Genomic DNA, 18,611 nt, shown 5'->3' with positions numbered 1-18,611 from the left:
CCTCATTTTTCAAATTCTACCCTATGGCCACCAACTTAAAAACATAAAAAAACGCTATTCTTACGAAAAGAATAGCGTTTTTCATTATTTAAATATGATTTCATCTGAATTTAATAGATATATCCCCTCTCCTACAAAAGTAGTAGAGTGTTCATTTAAACACTTACTACCTCAGTGGGATTTATCACATTCCAATTTCAATATAATAGTAAATAGGTATATCGGATATAGATGTACATTACTAGGCTTATACATATTTCAACTTTAGAATTACATTCACTATTTAATTGGTAGTTACCAATAAAGAAAGGAATGATCATAATAATACAGAACATATACGAAACTCATTTACATGTAAGAAATTTAGAAAACGCAATAAATTTCTATCAAAACAAGCTAGGATTAACGTTAGCAAGAAAATTCTCCAAAAGAAGAGTGGCTTTCTTTTGGGTCGGAGAAAATAAACAACAAATGCTTGGACTATGGGAAGTACATAACATTGAAGACTTTGAGCCGAGACATTTTGCTTTTGGTGTAAATTTAGAGTTTTTAATGACTTCTAAAGCGTGGTTAGAGGAACGTGGAATAGCAGTGATAGGAAGTCAAGGAAAAGGAAATCAAGAGCCAATTGTCCAAAGGTAGATGCCTGCTGCAAGTGTATACTTTCTAGATTGTGATGGAAATAAATTAGAATTCATTTCTATGTTACATGAGAATCCAGATGAATTAGAATATGCGTCCTATTTAAGTGTATGGAATGAGGAACACCAAGAAAAATGAATGGAATTTCCGTTCAAGTCTTTTCTTATTTTTGGATATAATGTTGTACGATTCCCCTTTTGCTATTAATTTTCGTCGGATTTATGAACAGTTATCGTAATGGAAAATTCATGATAACTCCATTTGTTAACATAATGTATTTATTGTCATCTTATATTTGTACTTACGTACGAGCAATTCCTAATCTGCTTCAATTACAATTTGAATTATGTAAATTTTCTTCTTATCTGGCATCTACTCTTTAAACAAAAACTCCCCTTAAATCGAAAATGATTAAGGGGAGTTTTATATACGATGCAATTATAGTTCAGATTTCACTCGAACAGAAACATTATTTTTAATTATATTTTTGACATCTTTAAAGCTAACAAAATTGTTACTTTTCTCATCCCAAAGACGGAAACGTAGTGATTGTAAGCTTGTAGCAAGCGTAATCGTTGGTACATTTTTTAACGGAAGCGTATTATTGTGTGCCTCTTCTAGTTTATAGTTAGGTACTCTTGGGCTTAAATGGTGAACATGATGGAATCCAATATTACCAGTTAAGAATTGCAAAATTTTAGGAAGCTTATAAAAAGAACTTCCTTCCACTGCCGCTTTCACATATTCCCAATCTTTATCCTCTTCAAAATAAGAATCCTCAAATGTGTGCTGTACGTAAAACAACCAAATACCTATTGAACCTGCTATTAAAAATATAGAACCATGTACTAAAAGAAATGATTGCCATCCAATTGCCCAGCAAAGCATTCCTATAATAGCAACGATTAAAATATTCGTTAAATAAGTGTTCATACGTTCTTTTTTTCTAGCACCTTTTCGGTTAAATCTATTTTTAAGCAGGAAAACATAAATCGGGCCTAACCCAAACATAACGAATGGATTGCGATATAAACGATATGCTAAACGGAGTCTAAATGGTGCAGCTACATATTCATCAACTGTAAGCGTCCAAATATCCCCTGTACCCCTCTTATCCAAATTACCACTTGTAGCGTGGTGAATAGAATGTTCATGCCCCCACTGATCAAATGGGAATAATGTTAAAACACCCATACACGTTCCAACTATTCTATTTGCACGTCGACTTTTAAAGAACGAATAATGGGTACAATCATGAAAAATAATGAAAATCCTTGTCATAAATCCAGCGGCTAACAGTGCTGGAACTAATGTTAACCAATAAGAAACTGACAAACTTTTATAAGCAAGGTACCATAAAATAATAAATGGCACGATTGTGTTGATCAGTTGCCAAACACTTTTTTTAATCGTTGATTTTTCAAAAGGAGCAACTTGTTTTTTTAAATTTTTAGTATTTTCTAAGGTCATTGTTCTAATTCCTTTCCTTTTTGTTGCTAATTCATATTATAGCACACTATTAGTATCAGGTGTTAAAAGTAGCTATAATAAATATTTTATACTATGAAAATCTCTTTTTTCTTACTCATTACTTACAAATTTCTTACGTCCAAAATAGCTTCTATAATTGGACAGACGGAGCATTTTATGTATCAAAGAAACTTCGAATTTTTCCAATAAGTACATAAAAAAAAACAGAGAGTTTTTTCACAAGAAGAAAAGAGCTGTCATAAGTCAGTTTCACCGACTTGTGGCAGCTCCTCTTCGTTTTACCTTATTTTATCGATGAAGCCAAACCGCACCTGCAGACTTGTCTTCAGCTTGGCCTACTACTTCAAACTTCAGTCCTAGTTTCGGCAACTTACGTCCTGCATCAGGAATGATGCTGTTGATATATTGCTTAGAATCATCAAATTTTGCCACTCCTGGTAATCCTTTATAATCAAAGATACCGCGAGTTGGTGAATTTACTTTCCATGCTGGCGTTTGATCAAATGAGAATGCCGCATCGGCAATTTGATAACGCGTACTGCTCTTCACAGTAGGTTGTCCGTTTAATGTCCCTACAATTGCCTCTGGATGAGAATCTACTACTCCTAAGAACCCTTCACCTGGATGAACGCCTACCCAGTTATCTGTAAAGCTTTGATCCGCATACCATACAACCATTCCTGTATTAAATACTGGGCCACGTGCATGTTGTAACGCAGTGTCAGAACCAGCGTAATTTCTCCACTCTACATAGTAATTATGTTTTTTCTGTTCAAATCCGTTAGACACAGTAAAGCCTTTTAACGTCATTGCTGGCTGACCTTCTGCATCATCAGAGAAAACAACTTTTCCATCTACAGTTAAAGCTGCATTATCTAACGCAAATCCTTTATAAGCTACTGCAATATCTGTTAAGTACTCAAATTGCAGTTTTACTTTTTTCCCTTTGAATTGGCTTAAATCGTATGATTTATCAACCCATTTACCATCAGTTGTATCCGCGCCGCCTTTTACATCTTTTTCGCCCATTCTATCAATGCGTGTCTTCGTTCCATCTTCTGCAATCGCATATACGTCAAGGAAATCATACTTCGCTTCAAGTTCGTAAAATGCCTTATAATCGAACTTAGCATCCTTTGCATTTGTTAAGTCAAATACTGGCGTCTCAAGTGTTGTATGAATGTCATTTCCTTTTGTACTATAATAGAACTTCTTACCAAACGCCGATTCGATATTTTTTATATCTTTGTCCGGCAAGTTAACACGAACGATTCCAGGTCGTTTAGATTTTGTAGTACTTTGATCTACATATGTCGCAACACCGATGCCTTTGCTAAGTTTGTCATAATCTACTTCAAGTATATTCGCCCAATTCCCCTTCATATTCTTTTGGAAAAACTCTTTATTTTGTGGTGAGAAACTCGTTGGCTCTGTTCCTGCAATTTTTCCAGCCCAGCTACCACCACTCATAATAGACCATGACTCAACAGGTTCACCTTGTCCTGAGTACTTTGTATCATATTCATCTGGTAAGCCTAAATCATGGCCATACTCATGTGCAAACACACCAACCGCTCCGTCTTCAGGCTCGATTGTATAATCGTATGCAGCCATCTTTCCGCCCCAGTTCGAAACAGAAGATTTCGTGCCATCAATTGCATATGGTTTTGAACCGAGTTTTGAACGATGTGACCAAATCGCATCATCTTTCAATTTACCGCCGCCAGCTTCTTGACCAACGCCAGCATGTACAACCATTAAATGATCAATAATTCCATCTGGCTCATTTTTATTTCCATCACCATCTTGATCGTATTGATCAAATTGGTCATAGTCTGCTAAATTGATTCCTTTTGCTACCGCTGCTTTTAATGCTTCTTTCACAAAATCTTTTGGTCCTAAAGGCCCCTTGTTATCATGACCAGTACCCGCATCAGCACCATAATCTGATGCTTTTCCTGGAACAGTAAGCCATTCTGTTACAGTCCCATCAACTGTATAGCTACCACCAGATTGTTCTTCATAATATTGCTTAAATGTGTTAATCTTCGATCCATCAAATAAAGTGAATGGTTCATCACCAAATAACATTTTTTGATAATGTTCACGATTAAAGTCTTTAGAATACATGTATCCTGGCTCTTGATCAATATTGTTATGCTTAAAATCGCTAAATTCTACAAGTAAAACAAGTACTTTATCTTTTCGAACAGCTCCATTGTATTCTTCTTGCTTCGCTGATGTAGTAGGTACTTTTCCATTTAATTTTCCTGGATTCAATCCAGCACTTTGCCCAGCTACTGGGCCTACTTCAGGCTGCTGTGCCTGTTCATTTTCCTTCATTTTTGCATCTTTTACTTTTTTCATAAAATCAGAAGCTTCTTGTGTAAGACTATCTCCTGTTAAGATTTCTTTCCCAGGGTTTTCCCCTTTCTTTTTCTCAACATATTTTTCGACAGCCTTTGACGTCTCAGCTTGTGATGCAGATTGATCAATTACCCCCCGTTGTTTTAGCGCTTCTGCCAAACGCTCCTCCGGTATTAAGTGCTCATCTATTGATAGAGATGATGTTGGTGTCTCAGCATACGCTGCGTGACCTCCAAAAGCAAACGTACTACTTAGTACTGCTGCTGTTGTTAATACCGCTAATGGTTTTAATTTCTTTTTCTTTTTCAATGCATTTCCTCCCCAGTGTCTGCAAATTATCGTTTTTTGCCGATAACAACATAATATTCGTTATAATACGAATATTCAATCTTTTTCAACAAATAAAATGTTGAGAAATATTTTTTTATGCAGAGTGAAATACAAAAGATAGAAAAACAAACAGGCTCTCCTATAAATAACAGTGAACTTTTATATGTTCTTAGTTACAATCAAAATCCAGTAAATCTGAGATTTATATTTTTTTAATAAAAATAAGAATTAAATATTTTCTATACTATTTAATCTATGGATTACCACATTACTCACTATTCTCATTATTACAAGCTAATAGTGGTTCGTACATCATTATAGCGTGATTCTCCGTTACATATTGATCTTCTATTAACTGTTTCTGTTGATTATATACTTTACGTTGAATCACATTATGTCGTATATAACCGCCCCAGTATGCAGGTTGAATTGAGTGTTCTTTCTCATACACTTCATATTGATAAAGTTGCGGATAGACTGTTCTCCATTCACCAACTAAATATTCATCTGTCATATAAAGGTGAAGTTGATATGGTTGGTCCGTTTCATTTTTAATTTGTAAATCCAAATAGTTATAGGAACAAGTCGCTCCACTCCCAAACGGTTGAGTTCGCCTAGAATCAGGAAAGACATCAAAGCTATGACGATATCGTTCTGTTACTGTCAGTGTTGTATGTAAAGTCATCCAATATATTAAATTCGAAAGCTGACAAAGACCTCCTCCAATGCCTGTTTGAAAAGATCCGTAGTGTAATACCATACCTTCTACATACCCTTTTTTCCTCGTAGGCTTACCTATTAAACGCCAGTAAGAAAATGTTTCTCCCGGTCTAATGACGATACCATTTAGTTTTTTAACAGCAATTTTCAAATTAACAACCTTATTCTGTTGATACCACATTTCTACATCTTTGAGCTTACGAAGTAATATCGTTCGGTGCTGAATTGCTGTACAAGGTAGCTTTTCTTGTTGGAGCCTTTTTGCATATGTTTTTCCGTCTACTAACCACTGAATGTATCTCTTTGTAGAGTAATACCACGTCCCTAGCATAATGCGATACTTAGACCGCTGTTTAGGACGTAAGTGCACTATATTCATTTTATTCCCTCTCTCTTTCTTCAACTAAATTCTAATATACCTCTAATTCAATGAACTGCAGTTTTCTTAGCTGCATAATAATTTTCGTAAATAAAGTGAAACTTTAATCAGCCCTCACCAATCGGGCTTTTACAGGCAACCCGATTCCCACCTAACTTCTTTGCTTTCGCTGAATTTTGAGGTGGGGGTCTTACTGCCCGGCAAATAGCGGGATACAAAAGACGCAAAAAAATAATAAATTTACTCTAGTGGAGATTTTATTTTGATGATTGCTTTATAATTATATGAAACTGCGCTACAATACGATAAATTGAAATAAACATATTATAAATATAACGAATAATATTAAATAAAAAATAATGAAAATTAAAGAAATTCTAAAGTATCAATATATTTTTCATAAATATTAATTGATAATACATTAGACTTTACTATATGTATAAATTCTCTATTCTACAAAACGAAATTTTTTAATGTAAGAAAAAAATATAATTCCCCTTTAACATTTATACAAGTCTCATCTGGAAAACTTTCCAAAACAATCCGAACCCTTATATTTAGAATAAACGCAAAAAATTGCCACCAGTTAGCTTAACTGGTTAGCAATTTTTTAACGAGAATGCTTTACAAATAGTTGAATTGCTTCTTCTGGTACATAACACTTTCCATTACTCTCTACAATAATACTTCCTAATTCATACCCTTTACCATTGATACGAATTATATTTTTGTTACCAAATAGTTGTGCTTCTACTTTATTATGTTTTACCACGAGTAACGAGTTTGCTCCTTCGGTTTTGTCAGCTGTTACAGTTGCACCGACTTTCTTAAAGGCTTGTTCACTCTCTAAAAATATTTTATTCGTTACTTCTTCTAAGTTAAAGCCCATCGCTTTCGCCATCGTCTTCGCAATGTCTGTATTTTGGATTAAGCCTTCTGGTTTTTGAGGTCCATAAGAATGTAAAAATACATCCTCACCTGTATGTCCTCCTGTCGTAAAGCCGATATTTGCACGATTAGCCAATAATGTAGTAAGAATTCGTCCTACATCTATTTTCTTTTTTGCCGCTTTTAATTTTTCTTTTTCATCATGAGTTAGATTATCCAAACCGTATAGTTTAGCTACATCTTCTACATTTGATAAATCAGATTTCAATTTATTTATAGTTCCTTCAAGTGTCATTTTCGCCTTTTTCAATGGATCAATGTATGCAGAAATCGGTGTAGTATTGTATCCTTTTGTCGTATTCCTATTCCCTATAGAGATGCCGCTGTTACCATGATCAGTTAAAGCGATGATCATCGTATCCCCATCTTTCTTCGCAAATTGTAACGCCTTTGCTACCGCTTCATCAAATGCCAATACATCACTAATCATCCCAATTGGATCATTAGCATGAGCTGCCCAATCAGGCTTACTACCTTCTACGAATAAAAAGAAACCATCTTTGTCTTTTGATAATGTTTGAATTGCTTTTTCTGTCATTTGAGAAAGTGTTGGTTGTTCTGGATTTGTTGCTATACGATCTATATCAAACGCAAGAGCATGATTTGAGAAAGAGCCCCAAATTTTATTAGATTTGGAGTTCAATAACGCATCTTTCGTTTCAACAAAATCGTATCCTTTGTCTTGAATCACCTTTACTAAATTTTCACCATCTTTTTGGATTCCATTACTTTTCATAGGTAGCAGCGCCGCTTTTCCCCCGCCTAATACGACATCTATATTTTGATATACTTGCTGCTTCGCAATTACGTCAAATTGCTTGCGATTGACATGGTGAGCCGAGAATCCCGCCGGAGTAGCATGCTGAATTTCAGATGTAGCAACAATTCCAGTTGCACGGCCAGTACGTTTTGCACCTTCCAATACGTTTGCGACCGGCCGTAACTTGTCCTCTTCTTTTATTGGCTTTAAGTTAGGTGAATTTACAATAGAAGGTAGTACGCCTACATATCCTGAATTCGATTTATTTCCAGTTGCTAATGCTGTTGCTGCTGGCGCTGAGTCTGTAATAGCTGATTCCGCCGAAAACGTACGAACACCTCCTGTTACAATTTGATCTAACGTAAGCGGTGCCCCTTTATACCAGCGAGCCAATGTTGTCGCCGTTGAACTCGTTCCGTCCATAACCATCATAATTATATTTTTAGGCTGGTGTTCTACTTTTTTCAGCTTAGCTTTGGCCGCATGATAATTCATCATACTTTCCGCACTTAATACGCTTACTATTATAGCCCCCACTAATAGTAATTTTTTCATCTTCACACCATAATTAACCATGATTGTTCCTCCATAAACTTTGCATTCATTTCAATACACCTTATTTCCTTTTTCATTCCACAACCTACATATGTTTTATTAGTTCCCAATTCTCATAAAGCTAACAATAGTTACTTTCTCTTTCTTTCCTTAATTAAATACCGGTATGTGTCATCTATCTTATAAAAAAGATTTAGCATCCTTTTCATTAATTACATGTTTAACAATAAATCCTCGATTAAAAGGAATAAAAATTTATTGTTAAACAATAAATTTCATGTTAAATTAATAAGATAATAAATAAATGAGGTGCTTTTTATGAAACAAGGATCCACACTCTTTTTAAAGACCGTTGTGATTCTGATCGGAATCCCCGTTCTTGCTATGTGCATTTTTTTAGTCCCTAAAATAGGAAATTTCGCCGCAGAATTATATCCAGATATTTCATATATTAAATATCTTGTATTTATCAATTTATACGCAACAGCAATACCTTATTACTTCGCACTGTACCAAACATTTAAGCTTTTAAACTATATTGATAAAAACAACGCATTCTCAGAGTTATCTGTTCAAGCTTTAAAAAATATTAAGTACAGCGCATTGGCAATTAGTGTATTATATGTATTAGGTATGCCACTTTTCTATCTCGTGGCAGAGAGAGATGATGCCCCTGGCATTATTATTATCGGAATGATTATGATTTTTGCTTCAATGGTAATCGCGGTCTTTGCTGCCGTTCTCCAAAGACTATTAAAAGATGCTATAGATATAAAATCAGAAAATGATTTAACGGTCTGAGGTGAATAATATGGCAATTATTATTAATATTGATGTAATGTTAGCAAAAAGAAAAATGAGTGTAACAGAACTTTCGGAGAAGGTTGGAATTACAATGGCTAACCTTTCTATCTTGAAAAATGGAAAAGCAAAAGCAGTCCGTTTTTCAACTTTAGAAGCAATATGTAAAGCATTAGAATGCCCACCGGGGGATATTTTAGAATATCAACCTAAAGATACCGAATAAAAGGAGGCCTTCATACGAGTAATGGGTTCAGTTTAGGAAGAGAAAAATGCTAATAAACATTAGAAATAACAAACTAAAACGCTCAGAAAATATTCTGAGCGTTTTTTATTTCCTTCTTCAACTAAAGCACCAGTTAGTGTAAAAAGCTATTTCACCATTTGTATGGCTAACTTATCTTTTAACATTGACCTATATGAGTCAATTTCATATTTTGTATTATTGATTGTTTCTTTTTTCATTTTTAACATATCGAATATTTCTAATTCTAAATTCCTTCTAGCTTCAAGAACTTTTATCGCTCCTTCTACACCTGAATGGTGATGTTCTTTCCCATAGCCTTGGTTAGTGTAATAGTCGATAATTCCTGTGGACCATTCTGGAGTTCTTTCTTTTAACGCCTTCCTAAATGAAAATTCAAGATTATCTTGTTCTACATACAATAACATTGGGTTTAAATTCTCTATGATTTTTGCAACTTTCATTACATAATTTATTATTTTTTCTTTTTGTTCACCATATTTAATCATCCCAATAGTTAATGGATTTTGTATGAAACAACATTCAAAGATATAAACCTTATTGTCTTCTAGAGCGATTTCAGTAAAGTCATTCCATTTGTCAGCAATTAATTCAACATTTTTATCGAATGGTAATTCGTATATATCATTTTTTAAAATAACGTTAAATAATTCGTCCGAAAACTGGTCACCAAACTCATTTTTCATCTTTCTGTATGGTAATAAATAATTGCTTCCTTTTTTTAGAACTTTCTTAAGGAGCACTTCTTTAAAATCTCCACTGTTAGATAATAATCTATTGAACTCAAATTTATTAAAACAAGATACACCATCATAGTCGGCTGGGTGGTTCAAATTTCCCTCTAAAAATAGTTCAACTTCAATTTTATTTTGGCTTAGAATTTCATTTATTAGCTTTGCAGTGGTTGATTTTCCAAATCCAGGTAACCCTTCTACTATTATTAGTTTTGTATTCATAGTTATAAACCCCTATCTTCAAAGTATTTAACCAAGATTAAAAAAATCACTTAATCCACTACAATCACCCCTTCAAAATATGATATTTACCATTTCCTTTGAAAAAACCTTCTTAAAGTAATCTAAACGCTAGTTTAAGAACATTTTTTCACAATCTCTATAATTATTTTAACATAAATTTTCCATTTATCTTATTATTTAAAACGCTATTTAACTATATAAAAGCGCTTAAACACTGAAATAACAATAAAAAAAGGGATACTAAATCATAAGTGATTTACATCCCTAATTTGTATGTTATTTTATATTTTCACTCCCGTAACTATACCCGTTATCATACGAAAAGGACTCTTTTTATTTCACATTACGGCGCAAAACTAATTTGACCAGTAAACAATAGGATAATCGCTATGATCCAAAATATAAAAAATGATGAGGACAGTATTAATGAAAGGATAGCAATCCCCTTCTTCTCTGTTTTTTTCGTCATTGTGATTATTGAAAGCATGATACCTACACCTGTCAGGGCAATTGTAATATAATCTCCAACTATATTACCTGCATTCGCTATCCTTGTTGGCGTTATAAAAACGAATAAAAAACACAAAATGCCGATGAGTAAAGATATATAGCTTATTATACTGTACTTCTTTTTAGGAACTATTTCTGTTTTCATACTAATCCCACCCCTTCTATATAGCTATGAGTTTATATTAACATGAATAACCATAATTTGGTTATGATAAAAAGCAGATAAAACGGACACTATCACTTTATCTGTCAGTTTATTTCTATCTAACAACTAACCTGACTATTTCTTTACTAAAGATATGCAATCATTCTTTAATCCACGGCAATTGGTATATAATAGCTCTAAAAAATAAAGACTGTACCTTTAAAATGAAAGATACAGTCTTTATTAATAACTTTTTTTATAAAGAAAACTCTCTATCACTCACTACCTTAAAAAACTCCGAGTAATGTGATAAAGAATAATCCGCTACATCACAATTACCTTGAAACATACATGTTGAAATACCTAATTCTTTTGCAGGTAATAAATCTAATTCTCTATCTCCAATAGCTAAATCAATATTGTATTTTTTATGCAGATGATTATAAGCTAAAGAGTTTGGCTTTCGAGGAAAGCCATCGTCAATTGTAACCATATCTACGAAGTATTTTTCCCAGCCGTAATATTTTAAAATGCCCATAACTCCTTCCCTATGTTTATGGGTCATAATCACATTTTTATTTGCAAATTTCAAAACCTCTTCGACACCTGCAAAAGGTTTCATATCTTTTGACGTGAATTTTCCCTTCAAAACTTTAATCTTTTCTTCCTGCTCGCATGAAATATTATAATACTGAATTGCATGAGAGTATGATATTTTTAAGTTTTTGTATATTTCTTGTTTTTCTACTAAATCACCTAATATTTCAGAAAGCATCATTGTATATGCAGGATACGTATCAAATAACGTTCCATCAAAATCCCATAAAATATTCATTCTATTCACCTTCTATGTTCAAATCATTTTATGACTAAATCCGCCCTATCCCTCGGCAATTCCGTTTCTAAGTAATAATCCTCTGCTTTCCAATACCTATTTTCAAACTTTGAAAGGTTTTTCTGCGTTTTTTCACTCTCACGTAGAAACCTTGTTTCTCTTGGACAGTCCAAATAGACCATATAATGAAAGAAATCTCTCCATTCTTTTCGCTGCAGAAAAACTCCTTCAATAACAATTACGCCTACAATAGGAATCTGTACTTTTTCCATTTCACATATATCTTTTTCTTCATGAAAGAAAGGTAATTTCAATTTTGTTTCATGTTGTAGCTTTTGAAAAAATTTCTGCCTTAGCCATTCAATGTCCCATTGTAAATAATAATACTCGTACCATTCTTCATATCCAGTATGATATCGTTTATTACGCTCCACTATATGATCATCAATATGGAAAATATGAAACGGAATGCCTTCTTGTTTCATATTTTCTTTTAAATTTGCTACGAATGTTGTTTTTCCTGAACGACTTAAACCATCTATACCTAAAATGAATCTATTTTCCCTATGATTCTTCATAATCGTTATAAGTTCGTTTGTACTCATTACTTCTTCCACTCTTCTTTTAATAAAGAATATAAAATGGTATCATGAGCAACTCCATTTTGAATCATATGTTTTCGAAGTAATCCTTCTTCTTGAAATCCTGCTTTTATTAACAACTTTTGAGAAGCTTTATTTTCTACATATACAACCGCTGCGATTCTTATCAGTTGCAGCATTTCAAATCCGTAAGCTAAAATCGCTTGTAATGCTTCCGATGCATATCCTTGTCCCCAATATGTATCATCTAATTCATAACCAATTTCAGCTCGTTTATGATTATTATTAATTAAATGAAATCCGCACGTTCCGATTAATTGGCCCGTCCCTTTTTTCTCGATTCCCCAGCGAAATACACTGCCCTCTTCATAACGATTTTTAAACGTTTGAATCGTTGTTTTCGCTTGCTCAATATTTTCAAAAGAATCCATTCCGAAATAACGTATAACTGATTCTTTCGAAAAATATTGGAACATCGTTTCTGCATCTAATAGTGTAAGTTCTCTTAAGAGTAAACGTTCTGTTTCTAGTTTTGGAAATCCCATCTCTCTTTCTCCCTCTATTCTAATGAACTGCAAATTTCAATATAATTTCCATCTGGATCAGCAATGTAGGCAATTGTTTGTCCCCACGGTTTTACAATAGGTTCAACTAAAATCTTGATTCCTTGTTCTCTAAATTGCTCAATCGTTTCTTGTACATTCTCAACAACGAATCCTAATTCGAAATGAGAAGACTTTAATTCACCTTCTGTAAGCGGTAGTCCTGTTAATTCTTTCACATCTTGCCGCGTATTCATCGCTAAAATGGTAGTTCCAGTATTAAATTCAATATATGTACCGTGCTCTGCTTTTATAGGTAACTGTAAAATATCTTTATAGAATTTTAAACATTCCTCAAACTTTTCTACATATAAAATGATGTACTTCATTTTCAAATCCATTTTACATCCCCCTTTATATCTATGCCTAAAATTTCGACAAAAGTCTCACAAAAACCTTGTTCCTTGTAGTAATGAGCAAAAAAAATGAGGCCGATTTCTCGGCCCCCCAGCTTATTGGCATAAAACAGGAGATTTGGTTTGGACATAACCAGTTCGTACTTTTATTATATTTTATTTTTTCTGAATTTTAAATACATTAAACACCTATTTATATTGAGAAAGTTTTTTGCTTGCATAAAATTAAAGATTTTAAGAAATGATACAAATGGAGGTGTATACATATGGAACCAATGCTATGTCCAAGCTGTAAAACGAACCGTACTCGCTTTAATATTCTTGAACAACAAGTAAAACCAGTCAAATTAAATCCACAAACTGGTCAAGTAGAAGAAGAATACACAAATGAAACGATGAATGCTTTTCATATGGCCTATCAAGGACCTACATACCGCGTCCAATGCGCTGTATGTGGGCTTGTTGAAAACCCTGAACAATTTATTAAACCTGCTCAAAATCAGTCTTTCTAATAAAAACATTATTATCCCTTGTAGAAATAGATTTTTCTATAAGGGATTTTTCCATTTAATAAGTTAATTAAAGATGTATTTCTTCCTTATTATATATTAACACCCACACCCTTTTGGTAATATTTACATAAGGAGGGGTATAACAAATGATTTTAAATAAAAAGATAATGCTTCCATCAACATTTCTACTAGTAACTTGCCACATAGTCATCTTTTACTTTTGGATCTTCGATTTTGAAAAAATAACGACCCCTTACGGTCTAACAATATGGATTGTTTCTATTATTTGTGGTCTTTTACTTTATTACCATTTTAAAAATCAAAAATCTAATAAAGTGATATTTATTGCTAATTCTTTATTATTAATTATTTCTTCTTCATTTATGATTTTTTTTAGGTATTGTTACTGGTATTATCTTTGTAACTGTTAATTCTATGAATTAACAAGGTAGTCTTTTATTATGTAAAAAAGAATGAACAAAATAAATATATATAAAGATTAGAGAAGATGATTTCCCAATATATCTTCTCTAAGAATATCACTCTTTGTTAAAATATTTCCTTTTTCATTTTTTAAGCTTTCTAAATAAATTAATAAACGCATATGAATATATACAAACTAAAAACCCTACCATACCTCTATATAATCCTGATTCTGATACTCCAAGAAAACATAAGTAAAGCACTGGAATTAACGTTACAAACATAATTGCAACGAACTGTATCAATTCAACAAGTTTTTGTATCTTCGTTTCTTTGTCTGAATAAATATCAGGTAACTCATTTTCCTCGTCTACTTCTTTACAGAAATAATTCCATTTCGCAAAACTCGTTACATGTTTCCAGCCACACATTTCATATATATCAATATATTCTAGTTGTTTTTCTTTCGAATCTTTATAATCCAGTCTAAAATCCGCTTTATATATTACATCTTTCGGTTCAGTTTTCTTAAACGTATACATTACATTATACTTTTGTAAAGCCCATCCTTTTTGATGCATTTTTCTTAAAAAAGCTTCTTCTTTTTCCAAGCTCCATATCGCGAAAGGTTTGAATACCTTCTTTGTCTCCATATTCCATTCACTCCCCTAATATACTATTCCCATTCCTTACAGATCTCTGTAACCTGTTATACTCGAGCTCTAACACTTCTCTCCCAAACAGCGTTAACTCATAGCACTTCTTTCTATCTGTAGAGGCAACTTCAACAATTAATTTTTCTTTAAGTAATTTCGTCGTATTCCCGTATAACGTACCAGGACCGAGTTTTACTTCTCCATTTGTCATCTCTTCTACCATTTGCATAATTCCATAACCATGCATTGGCTTTACAAGTGACAATAATATGTAGTATGTCGCCTCAGTTAACGGAATATATTTTTGCGCCTTCGCATTCATTATAACTACCTCCGATACATCGCCTTATGATATATCGACTAACGATACATCGTATACCGATATTGTATATTCATATTCCAAAATATGCAAGATTAATTTAATAATTAAATATCTATTTCTTTGAATTAAAAAATCATACTAATTTTCTGAATAATTTGTTAAAATATAGAAATATTAGCTCTTTTATACTGAAAGGAATGGTACATATGATAAATAAATTGAAAGAAAACATAGGATCTGTGTTTGTTGGTAAAGAAAATGTTATTGATCTACTGCTTGTTTCACTGCTTGCTGATGGACATGTACTACTCGAAGACGTGCCTGGTACTGGGAAAACGTTACTGGCGAAAACCATTTCAAAAAGTATTGGCGGTAGTTTTTCTCGTGTTCAATTTACCCCTGATGTACTTCCAAGTGATGTAACAGGTATTGAATACTTTAACCCAAAAACAAGTGAATTTGAGTTAAGAATTGGACCCGTTATGACAAACATTTTGCTAGCAGATGAAATTAACCGTGCAATGCCGAGAACACAATCTAGTTTGTTAGAAGCGATGGAAGAGCGACAAGTGACGCTTGAAAAACAGTCTACTCCTCTCCCAAAACCGTTCTTTGTTATTGCAACGCAAAACCCAATTGAATCACAAGGGACTTTCCCTCTTCCAGATGCACAGCTTGATCGCTTTTTAATGACGATTTCAATCGGTTATCCAACTCCTGAAGATGAGTTACAAATGATGCGACGTTTTCGTAACGATATACCGCTAGAACGTGTCACACCTGTTATCTCTTTAGAAGATATATTAGAATCACAGAAACGAATAAAAGAAATTTTCATATCAGAACCGTTAGAACATTACATAATTAAACTTGCACAAGCTACTCGAAATCACGATTACATCGCTAACGGTGTAAGCCCACGTGCCACACTTTCTTTAGTGCGCGCAGTTCAAGCATTAGCCTTCTTACGCGGGAGAGAATATTGCACCCCTGAAGATATACAATTTTTAACTCCTTCTGTTTGGAATCACCGTATTGTCTTATCAATGGAAGGTGCCCTGCGCACGACTAAAAATGATATAATGCAAAGTATTTTAAAAGAAGTTGACGTACCTGTGGAGATTGAGCAAGCATGAATGGACAGCGTGTTGTAACTGTACCTTTATTTTTTCAACTCCATATTATTCAACTAACTGTGCCAGGCGCTATACTATTTACATTTTTTATGCCGCAACGAATTATAATGTTTCTCTTTTTCTCCTATTATTTATTTGCGATTTTCATTTATAAATATGTCGCTTACATAGAGAAAAAATTTGAAGTTATAAACGAGAGACAAACAACTCGGCTTTTCCCTGATGAATCTGGAAAGTTTTTTATTCATTTGAAAAACGGTGCACATATCCCTCTCGTTAATGGTGTTTGTTATTTTCATTTAGATGCGTCTCTTATACAGCATAAAGATCAAGGAATTGAACGAATATCAAAAACGTTATTCTCTTTTCCATTTTCACAACCTGCACATTCGGCGCAAAAATGGGATTTAACATTAACCGCAACGAAACGTGGTGTGTTTCAAATTGAACAGTTCGAATGTGTTTTAAAAGATCCTTTTCATTTATTAAATGTATACTTACCTGTTTTCGATAAGTTAAAAACTGAAATTATTGTGTATCCTTCTCCTAAAGAAGTAGCAGGTTTGCAAGAACTTCAGCAACTTCTAACTGGTTCTTATCGAACTAATTTTTCTTTTTACAATGATGAAACATCTATTATCGGTGTAAAGCGATATGAGCGTGAGTCTTTCCGCTCTATTCATTGGAAGGCATCTGCTAAAATGCAAGAATTACAAGCGAAGCAATTTGAACCTGTAAAAAATTATAGTTGGACGATTTGTCTTTCTTTAGCTGCCGATCGTGGATTTGGTTGGAAAGATAATGTTGAAGATTTAATTTCATTCGCAACATACATTTGCCAATATGCAACGAAGCATCACATACCGTTTGAATTATTTATTAGTGTATTAGCAGAAGGTGGTGCATTACATTTATCGTTACATGAAGGGCAAACACAATATGCAAAAGCTTTAGAAGAATTAGCACGTATTTCAGATTATAGTACGTTACTTCCGAAACAAGGATTCCTTCATTATGTAACAAGAAAGAGAGAACGTTCGTCTACAATGATATACATTGGTTTACAGAAAAATGAACTCCCTCTTCTCTCTCAGCCAACGTTCCTCATTAATAGCGAAGGGATGGTGGAATCGGTTGAAAACTTGGCTCTATCACGTTAATGACTTTATTTTGCTTCTCCTCCTTTCATTATTAACAGAAAGGGATGACCTTGTTGCTATTGCCATATTTTTAGCAACAGGCTATATAGGCGTATTTCTTATTCATAAATTTATGAATAAAAAAACAACCGGATTTGTCATACTGTTCATTACTCAAATAATTGGTTGTTCTTTCCTTCTCCCATTCTCTCTATTCGGCACAATTATGTTACCGCTTTTCTTCTTTATCGTACATGTAGTCGGACCAGGATATCCAGTTCAAAAATCGTTAGGCGGTATTGTTTGGTTTAGTATTTCAGCCATATTTTATGCGTCCTTTCCACCTTTGTGGAAGCTGTTACTATTAGTTATACACATTATGATTACATTTTGGTTAACTGGGGCAAATCGGAATCAACAGTTATTACGTTTCATTTCTATCATTACGATTGGTGTAATGAGTATAGTACTTGTTTTAGTTTTTCCTTTTATTCGTCTTATTTTTAGCTTTATCACAGAAGTAGTCGCGTTAGGAGTCGGTTATGTTATAAATCCATTTCTCATAGCAGCTGAATTGAAAGATACTGAAGGGGTTTGGGCAAGTAAAGGGCATCTCTTAAAACCTAAAATTGAAGACAATGGGGAAAAACTTCCTGATTTTGACCCCACACTCATAAATAGCATTACCATAATAGCATGTACAGCTATCGCTATTTACGTCGTTTGGAAAATAGTAAAAAAACGAAAACAATTCAGTTTACCAAATATGCCCGCCTTCGAATCTACTATTATTACTAATAAAGAAGGAACAAACCAAAATCGTTTTAAACGAAATAAACCGCCGCATAACGAAATTCGGAAGGAAATTTTCAAGCTAGAGAGTAAGTTAACCCCTCCTTTAAATAGAAAACGGGGAGAAACTGTTGAAGCTTGGCTAGAAAGAATAAATGATGAAGAAGATGTAAATATTCAAAGTGATATTATTATAGATGCTTATAATACGGTGCGTTATTCAAATGGTAAAAGCATTGTACTTCTGCATGAATTTAAGGAAGAGATTCATAAGCTTTATGCCTATCAGAAAAGTTTGAAGAAACGAAAGAAATAACGTAACAAAAAGACTCCTATATTCATAGGA

Annotated in this window: 18 protein-coding genes and 2 pseudogenes; 8 read left to right on the top strand and 12 right to left on the bottom strand. The window is 33.4% G+C overall.

Annotated features, from left to right (window positions below):
- The first annotated feature begins 321 nt into the window (after window positions 1–321).
- Window positions 322–780 (top strand): annotated as a pseudogene (locus tag ACQRBL_RS15355) (VOC family protein).
- A 300-nt stretch (window positions 781–1,080) separates the two neighbouring features.
- Here ACQRBL_RS15355 and ACQRBL_RS15350 read toward each other — a convergent pair.
- The 4 genes from ACQRBL_RS15350 to ACQRBL_RS15335 form a co-directional block, all read right to left on the bottom strand.
- Window positions 1,081–2,112 carry a fatty acid desaturase gene (locus ACQRBL_RS15350; RefSeq protein WP_000171496.1) on the bottom strand — a complete coding sequence of 344 codons (1,032 nt, stop codon included), beginning with the start codon at window positions 2,110–2,112 and terminating at the stop codon, window positions 1,081–1,083.
- A 309-nt stretch (window positions 2,113–2,421) separates the two neighbouring features.
- Window positions 2,422–4,809 carry an immune inhibitor A domain-containing protein gene (locus ACQRBL_RS15345; protein ID WP_411995932.1) on the bottom strand — a complete coding sequence of 796 codons (2,388 nt, stop codon included), beginning with the start codon at window positions 4,807–4,809 and terminating at the stop codon, window positions 2,422–2,424.
- 289 nt (window positions 4,810–5,098) lie between these two features.
- Window positions 5,099–5,929 carry a VanW family protein gene (locus ACQRBL_RS15340; RefSeq protein ID WP_023522301.1) on the bottom strand — a complete coding sequence of 277 codons (831 nt, stop codon included), beginning with the start codon at window positions 5,927–5,929 and terminating at the stop codon, window positions 5,099–5,101.
- 610 nt (window positions 5,930–6,539) lie between these two features.
- Complete coding sequence (locus ACQRBL_RS15335) at window positions 6,540–8,213, bottom strand: alkaline phosphatase (RefSeq protein ID WP_023522302.1); 1,674 nt, start codon at window positions 8,211–8,213, stop codon at window positions 6,540–6,542.
- Between the two features lie 297 nt (window positions 8,214–8,510).
- Here ACQRBL_RS15335 and ACQRBL_RS15330 point away from each other — a divergent pair, with 297 nt between their 5' ends.
- Both ACQRBL_RS15330 and ACQRBL_RS15325 read left to right on the top strand, forming a co-directional pair.
- On the top strand, window positions 8,511–8,993 hold the full coding sequence (locus ACQRBL_RS15330) for a DUF2975 domain-containing protein (protein ID WP_000809125.1): 483 nt from the start codon (window positions 8,511–8,513) through the stop codon (window positions 8,991–8,993).
- Window positions 8,994–9,003: 10 nt separating this feature from the next.
- Complete coding sequence (locus tag ACQRBL_RS15325; RefSeq protein ID WP_411995933.1) at window positions 9,004–9,219, top strand: helix-turn-helix domain-containing protein; 216 nt, start codon at window positions 9,004–9,006, stop codon at window positions 9,217–9,219.
- 146 nt (window positions 9,220–9,365) lie between these two features.
- Here the strand turns inward: ACQRBL_RS15325 and ACQRBL_RS15320 are convergent, their stop codons facing one another.
- The 6 genes from ACQRBL_RS15320 to ACQRBL_RS15295 all read right to left on the bottom strand — a co-directional run bounded on the left by ACQRBL_RS15320 (window position 9,366) and on the right by ACQRBL_RS15295 (window position 13,270).
- A complete protein-coding gene (locus ACQRBL_RS15320; protein WP_086385783.1) occupies window positions 9,366–10,214 on the bottom strand; it encodes a hypothetical protein in 849 nt (282 codons plus the stop codon).
- Between the two features lie 364 nt (window positions 10,215–10,578).
- On the bottom strand, window positions 10,579–10,890 hold the full coding sequence (locus ACQRBL_RS15315) for a hypothetical protein (RefSeq protein WP_000845548.1): 312 nt from the start codon (window positions 10,888–10,890) through the stop codon (window positions 10,579–10,581).
- 256 nt (window positions 10,891–11,146) lie between these two features.
- Entirely contained in the window at window positions 11,147–11,725 is a 579-nt protein-coding gene (locus ACQRBL_RS15310; protein ID WP_065484177.1) for an HAD-IA family hydrolase, read from the bottom strand.
- Window positions 11,726–11,748: 23 nt separating this feature from the next.
- The gene (locus ACQRBL_RS15305) at window positions 11,749–12,330 is read right to left on the bottom strand and encodes a kinase (protein ID WP_023522305.1); all 582 of its coding nucleotides are present in this window, start codon (window positions 12,328–12,330) and stop codon (window positions 11,749–11,751) included.
- The gene (locus tag ACQRBL_RS15300) at window positions 12,330–12,872 is read right to left on the bottom strand and encodes a GNAT family N-acetyltransferase (RefSeq protein ID WP_000506652.1); all 543 of its coding nucleotides are present in this window, start codon (window positions 12,870–12,872) and stop codon (window positions 12,330–12,332) included. The genes ACQRBL_RS15305 and ACQRBL_RS15300 overlap by 1 nt, the downstream gene beginning before the upstream one ends.
- 14 nt (window positions 12,873–12,886) lie before the next feature.
- Window positions 12,887–13,270: a VOC family protein gene (locus tag ACQRBL_RS15295; protein ID WP_000364497.1), complete on the bottom strand. Its 384-nt coding sequence runs from the start codon at window positions 13,268–13,270 to the stop codon at window positions 12,887–12,889.
- Between the two features lie 281 nt (window positions 13,271–13,551).
- Here ACQRBL_RS15295 and ACQRBL_RS15290 point away from each other — a divergent pair, with 281 nt between their 5' ends.
- Complete coding sequence (locus tag ACQRBL_RS15290) at window positions 13,552–13,797, top strand: hypothetical protein (RefSeq protein WP_000433609.1); 246 nt, start codon at window positions 13,552–13,554, stop codon at window positions 13,795–13,797.
- A 146-nt stretch (window positions 13,798–13,943) separates the two neighbouring features.
- Window positions 13,944–14,241 (top strand): annotated as a pseudogene (locus ACQRBL_RS15285) (hypothetical protein).
- 122 nt (window positions 14,242–14,363) lie between these two features.
- Here the strand turns inward: ACQRBL_RS15285 and ACQRBL_RS15280 are convergent.
- Entirely contained in the window at window positions 14,364–14,873 is a 510-nt protein-coding gene (locus ACQRBL_RS15280; protein WP_023522307.1) for a DUF2812 domain-containing protein, read from the bottom strand.
- A gap of 7 nt (window positions 14,874–14,880) precedes the next feature.
- Window positions 14,881–15,198, bottom strand: a complete 318-nt coding sequence (locus ACQRBL_RS15275; protein ID WP_023522308.1) for a PadR family transcriptional regulator — start codon at window positions 15,196–15,198, stop codon at window positions 14,881–14,883.
- A 206-nt stretch (window positions 15,199–15,404) separates the two neighbouring features.
- Here ACQRBL_RS15275 and ACQRBL_RS15270 point away from each other — a divergent pair, with 206 nt between their 5' ends.
- From ACQRBL_RS15270 to ACQRBL_RS15260, 3 genes are read left to right on the top strand one after another with little or no spacing between them, the layout of a single operon-like run.
- The gene (locus tag ACQRBL_RS15270; protein WP_053564135.1) at window positions 15,405–16,334 is read left to right on the top strand and encodes an AAA family ATPase; all 930 of its coding nucleotides are present in this window, start codon (window positions 15,405–15,407) and stop codon (window positions 16,332–16,334) included.
- Complete coding sequence (locus tag ACQRBL_RS15265; RefSeq protein WP_023522310.1) at window positions 16,331–17,494, top strand: DUF58 domain-containing protein; 1,164 nt, start codon at window positions 16,331–16,333, stop codon at window positions 17,492–17,494. The genes ACQRBL_RS15270 and ACQRBL_RS15265 overlap by 4 nt, the downstream gene beginning before the upstream one ends.
- Window positions 17,469–18,581 carry a DUF4018 domain-containing protein gene (locus ACQRBL_RS15260; RefSeq protein ID WP_097960929.1) on the top strand — a complete coding sequence of 371 codons (1,113 nt, stop codon included), beginning with the start codon at window positions 17,469–17,471 and terminating at the stop codon, window positions 18,579–18,581. The genes ACQRBL_RS15265 and ACQRBL_RS15260 overlap by 26 nt, the downstream gene beginning before the upstream one ends.
- The last annotated feature ends 30 nt before the right edge of the window (window positions 18,582–18,611 follow it).

Source organism: Bacillus sp. AF62 (assembly GCF_050312695.1).
GTDB lineage: Bacteria > Bacillota > Bacilli > Bacillales > Bacillaceae_G > Bacillus_A > Bacillus_A cereus.
Note: the sequence above shows the minus strand (reverse complement) of the source record. Positions and strands in the feature narration are given on the sequence as shown.

Coding starts and splice junctions, on each gene's coding strand:
- ACQRBL_RS15280 (WP_023522307.1), bottom strand. CDS start 14,873: ATGGAGACAAAGAAGGTATTCAAACCTTTCGCGATATGGAGCTTGGAA.
- ACQRBL_RS15265 (WP_023522310.1), top strand. CDS start 16,331: ATGAATGGACAGCGTGTTGTAACTGTACCTTTATTTTTTCAACTCCAT.
- ACQRBL_RS15340 (WP_023522301.1), bottom strand. CDS start 5,929: ATGAATATAGTGCACTTACGTCCTAAACAGCGGTCTAAGTATCGCATT.
- ACQRBL_RS15320 (WP_086385783.1), bottom strand. CDS start 10,214: ATGAATACAAAACTAATAATAGTAGAAGGGTTACCTGGATTTGGAAAA.
- ACQRBL_RS15310 (WP_065484177.1), bottom strand. CDS start 11,725: ATGAATATTTTATGGGATTTTGATGGAACGTTATTTGATACGTATCCT.
- ACQRBL_RS15295 (WP_000364497.1), bottom strand. CDS start 13,270: ATGGATTTGAAAATGAAGTACATCATTTTATATGTAGAAAAGTTTGAG.
- ACQRBL_RS15350 (WP_000171496.1), bottom strand. CDS start 2,112: ATGACCTTAGAAAATACTAAAAATTTAAAAAAACAAGTTGCTCCTTTT.
- ACQRBL_RS15315 (WP_000845548.1), bottom strand. CDS start 10,890: ATGAAAACAGAAATAGTTCCTAAAAAGAAGTACAGTATAATAAGCTAT.
- ACQRBL_RS15335 (WP_023522302.1), bottom strand. CDS start 8,213: ATGGTTAATTATGGTGTGAAGATGAAAAAATTACTATTAGTGGGGGCT.
- ACQRBL_RS15330 (WP_000809125.1), top strand. CDS start 8,511: ATGAAACAAGGATCCACACTCTTTTTAAAGACCGTTGTGATTCTGATC.
- ACQRBL_RS15270 (WP_053564135.1), top strand. CDS start 15,405: ATGATAAATAAATTGAAAGAAAACATAGGATCTGTGTTTGTTGGTAAA.
- ACQRBL_RS15325 (WP_411995933.1), top strand. CDS start 9,004: ATGGCAATTATTATTAATATTGATGTAATGTTAGCAAAAAGAAAAATG.
- ACQRBL_RS15275 (WP_023522308.1), bottom strand. CDS start 15,198: ATGAATGCGAAGGCGCAAAAATATATTCCGTTAACTGAGGCGACATAC.
- ACQRBL_RS15305 (WP_023522305.1), bottom strand. CDS start 12,330: ATGAGTACAAACGAACTTATAACGATTATGAAGAATCATAGGGAAAAT.
- ACQRBL_RS15300 (WP_000506652.1), bottom strand. CDS start 12,872: ATGGGATTTCCAAAACTAGAAACAGAACGTTTACTCTTAAGAGAACTT.
- ACQRBL_RS15290 (WP_000433609.1), top strand. CDS start 13,552: ATGGAACCAATGCTATGTCCAAGCTGTAAAACGAACCGTACTCGCTTT.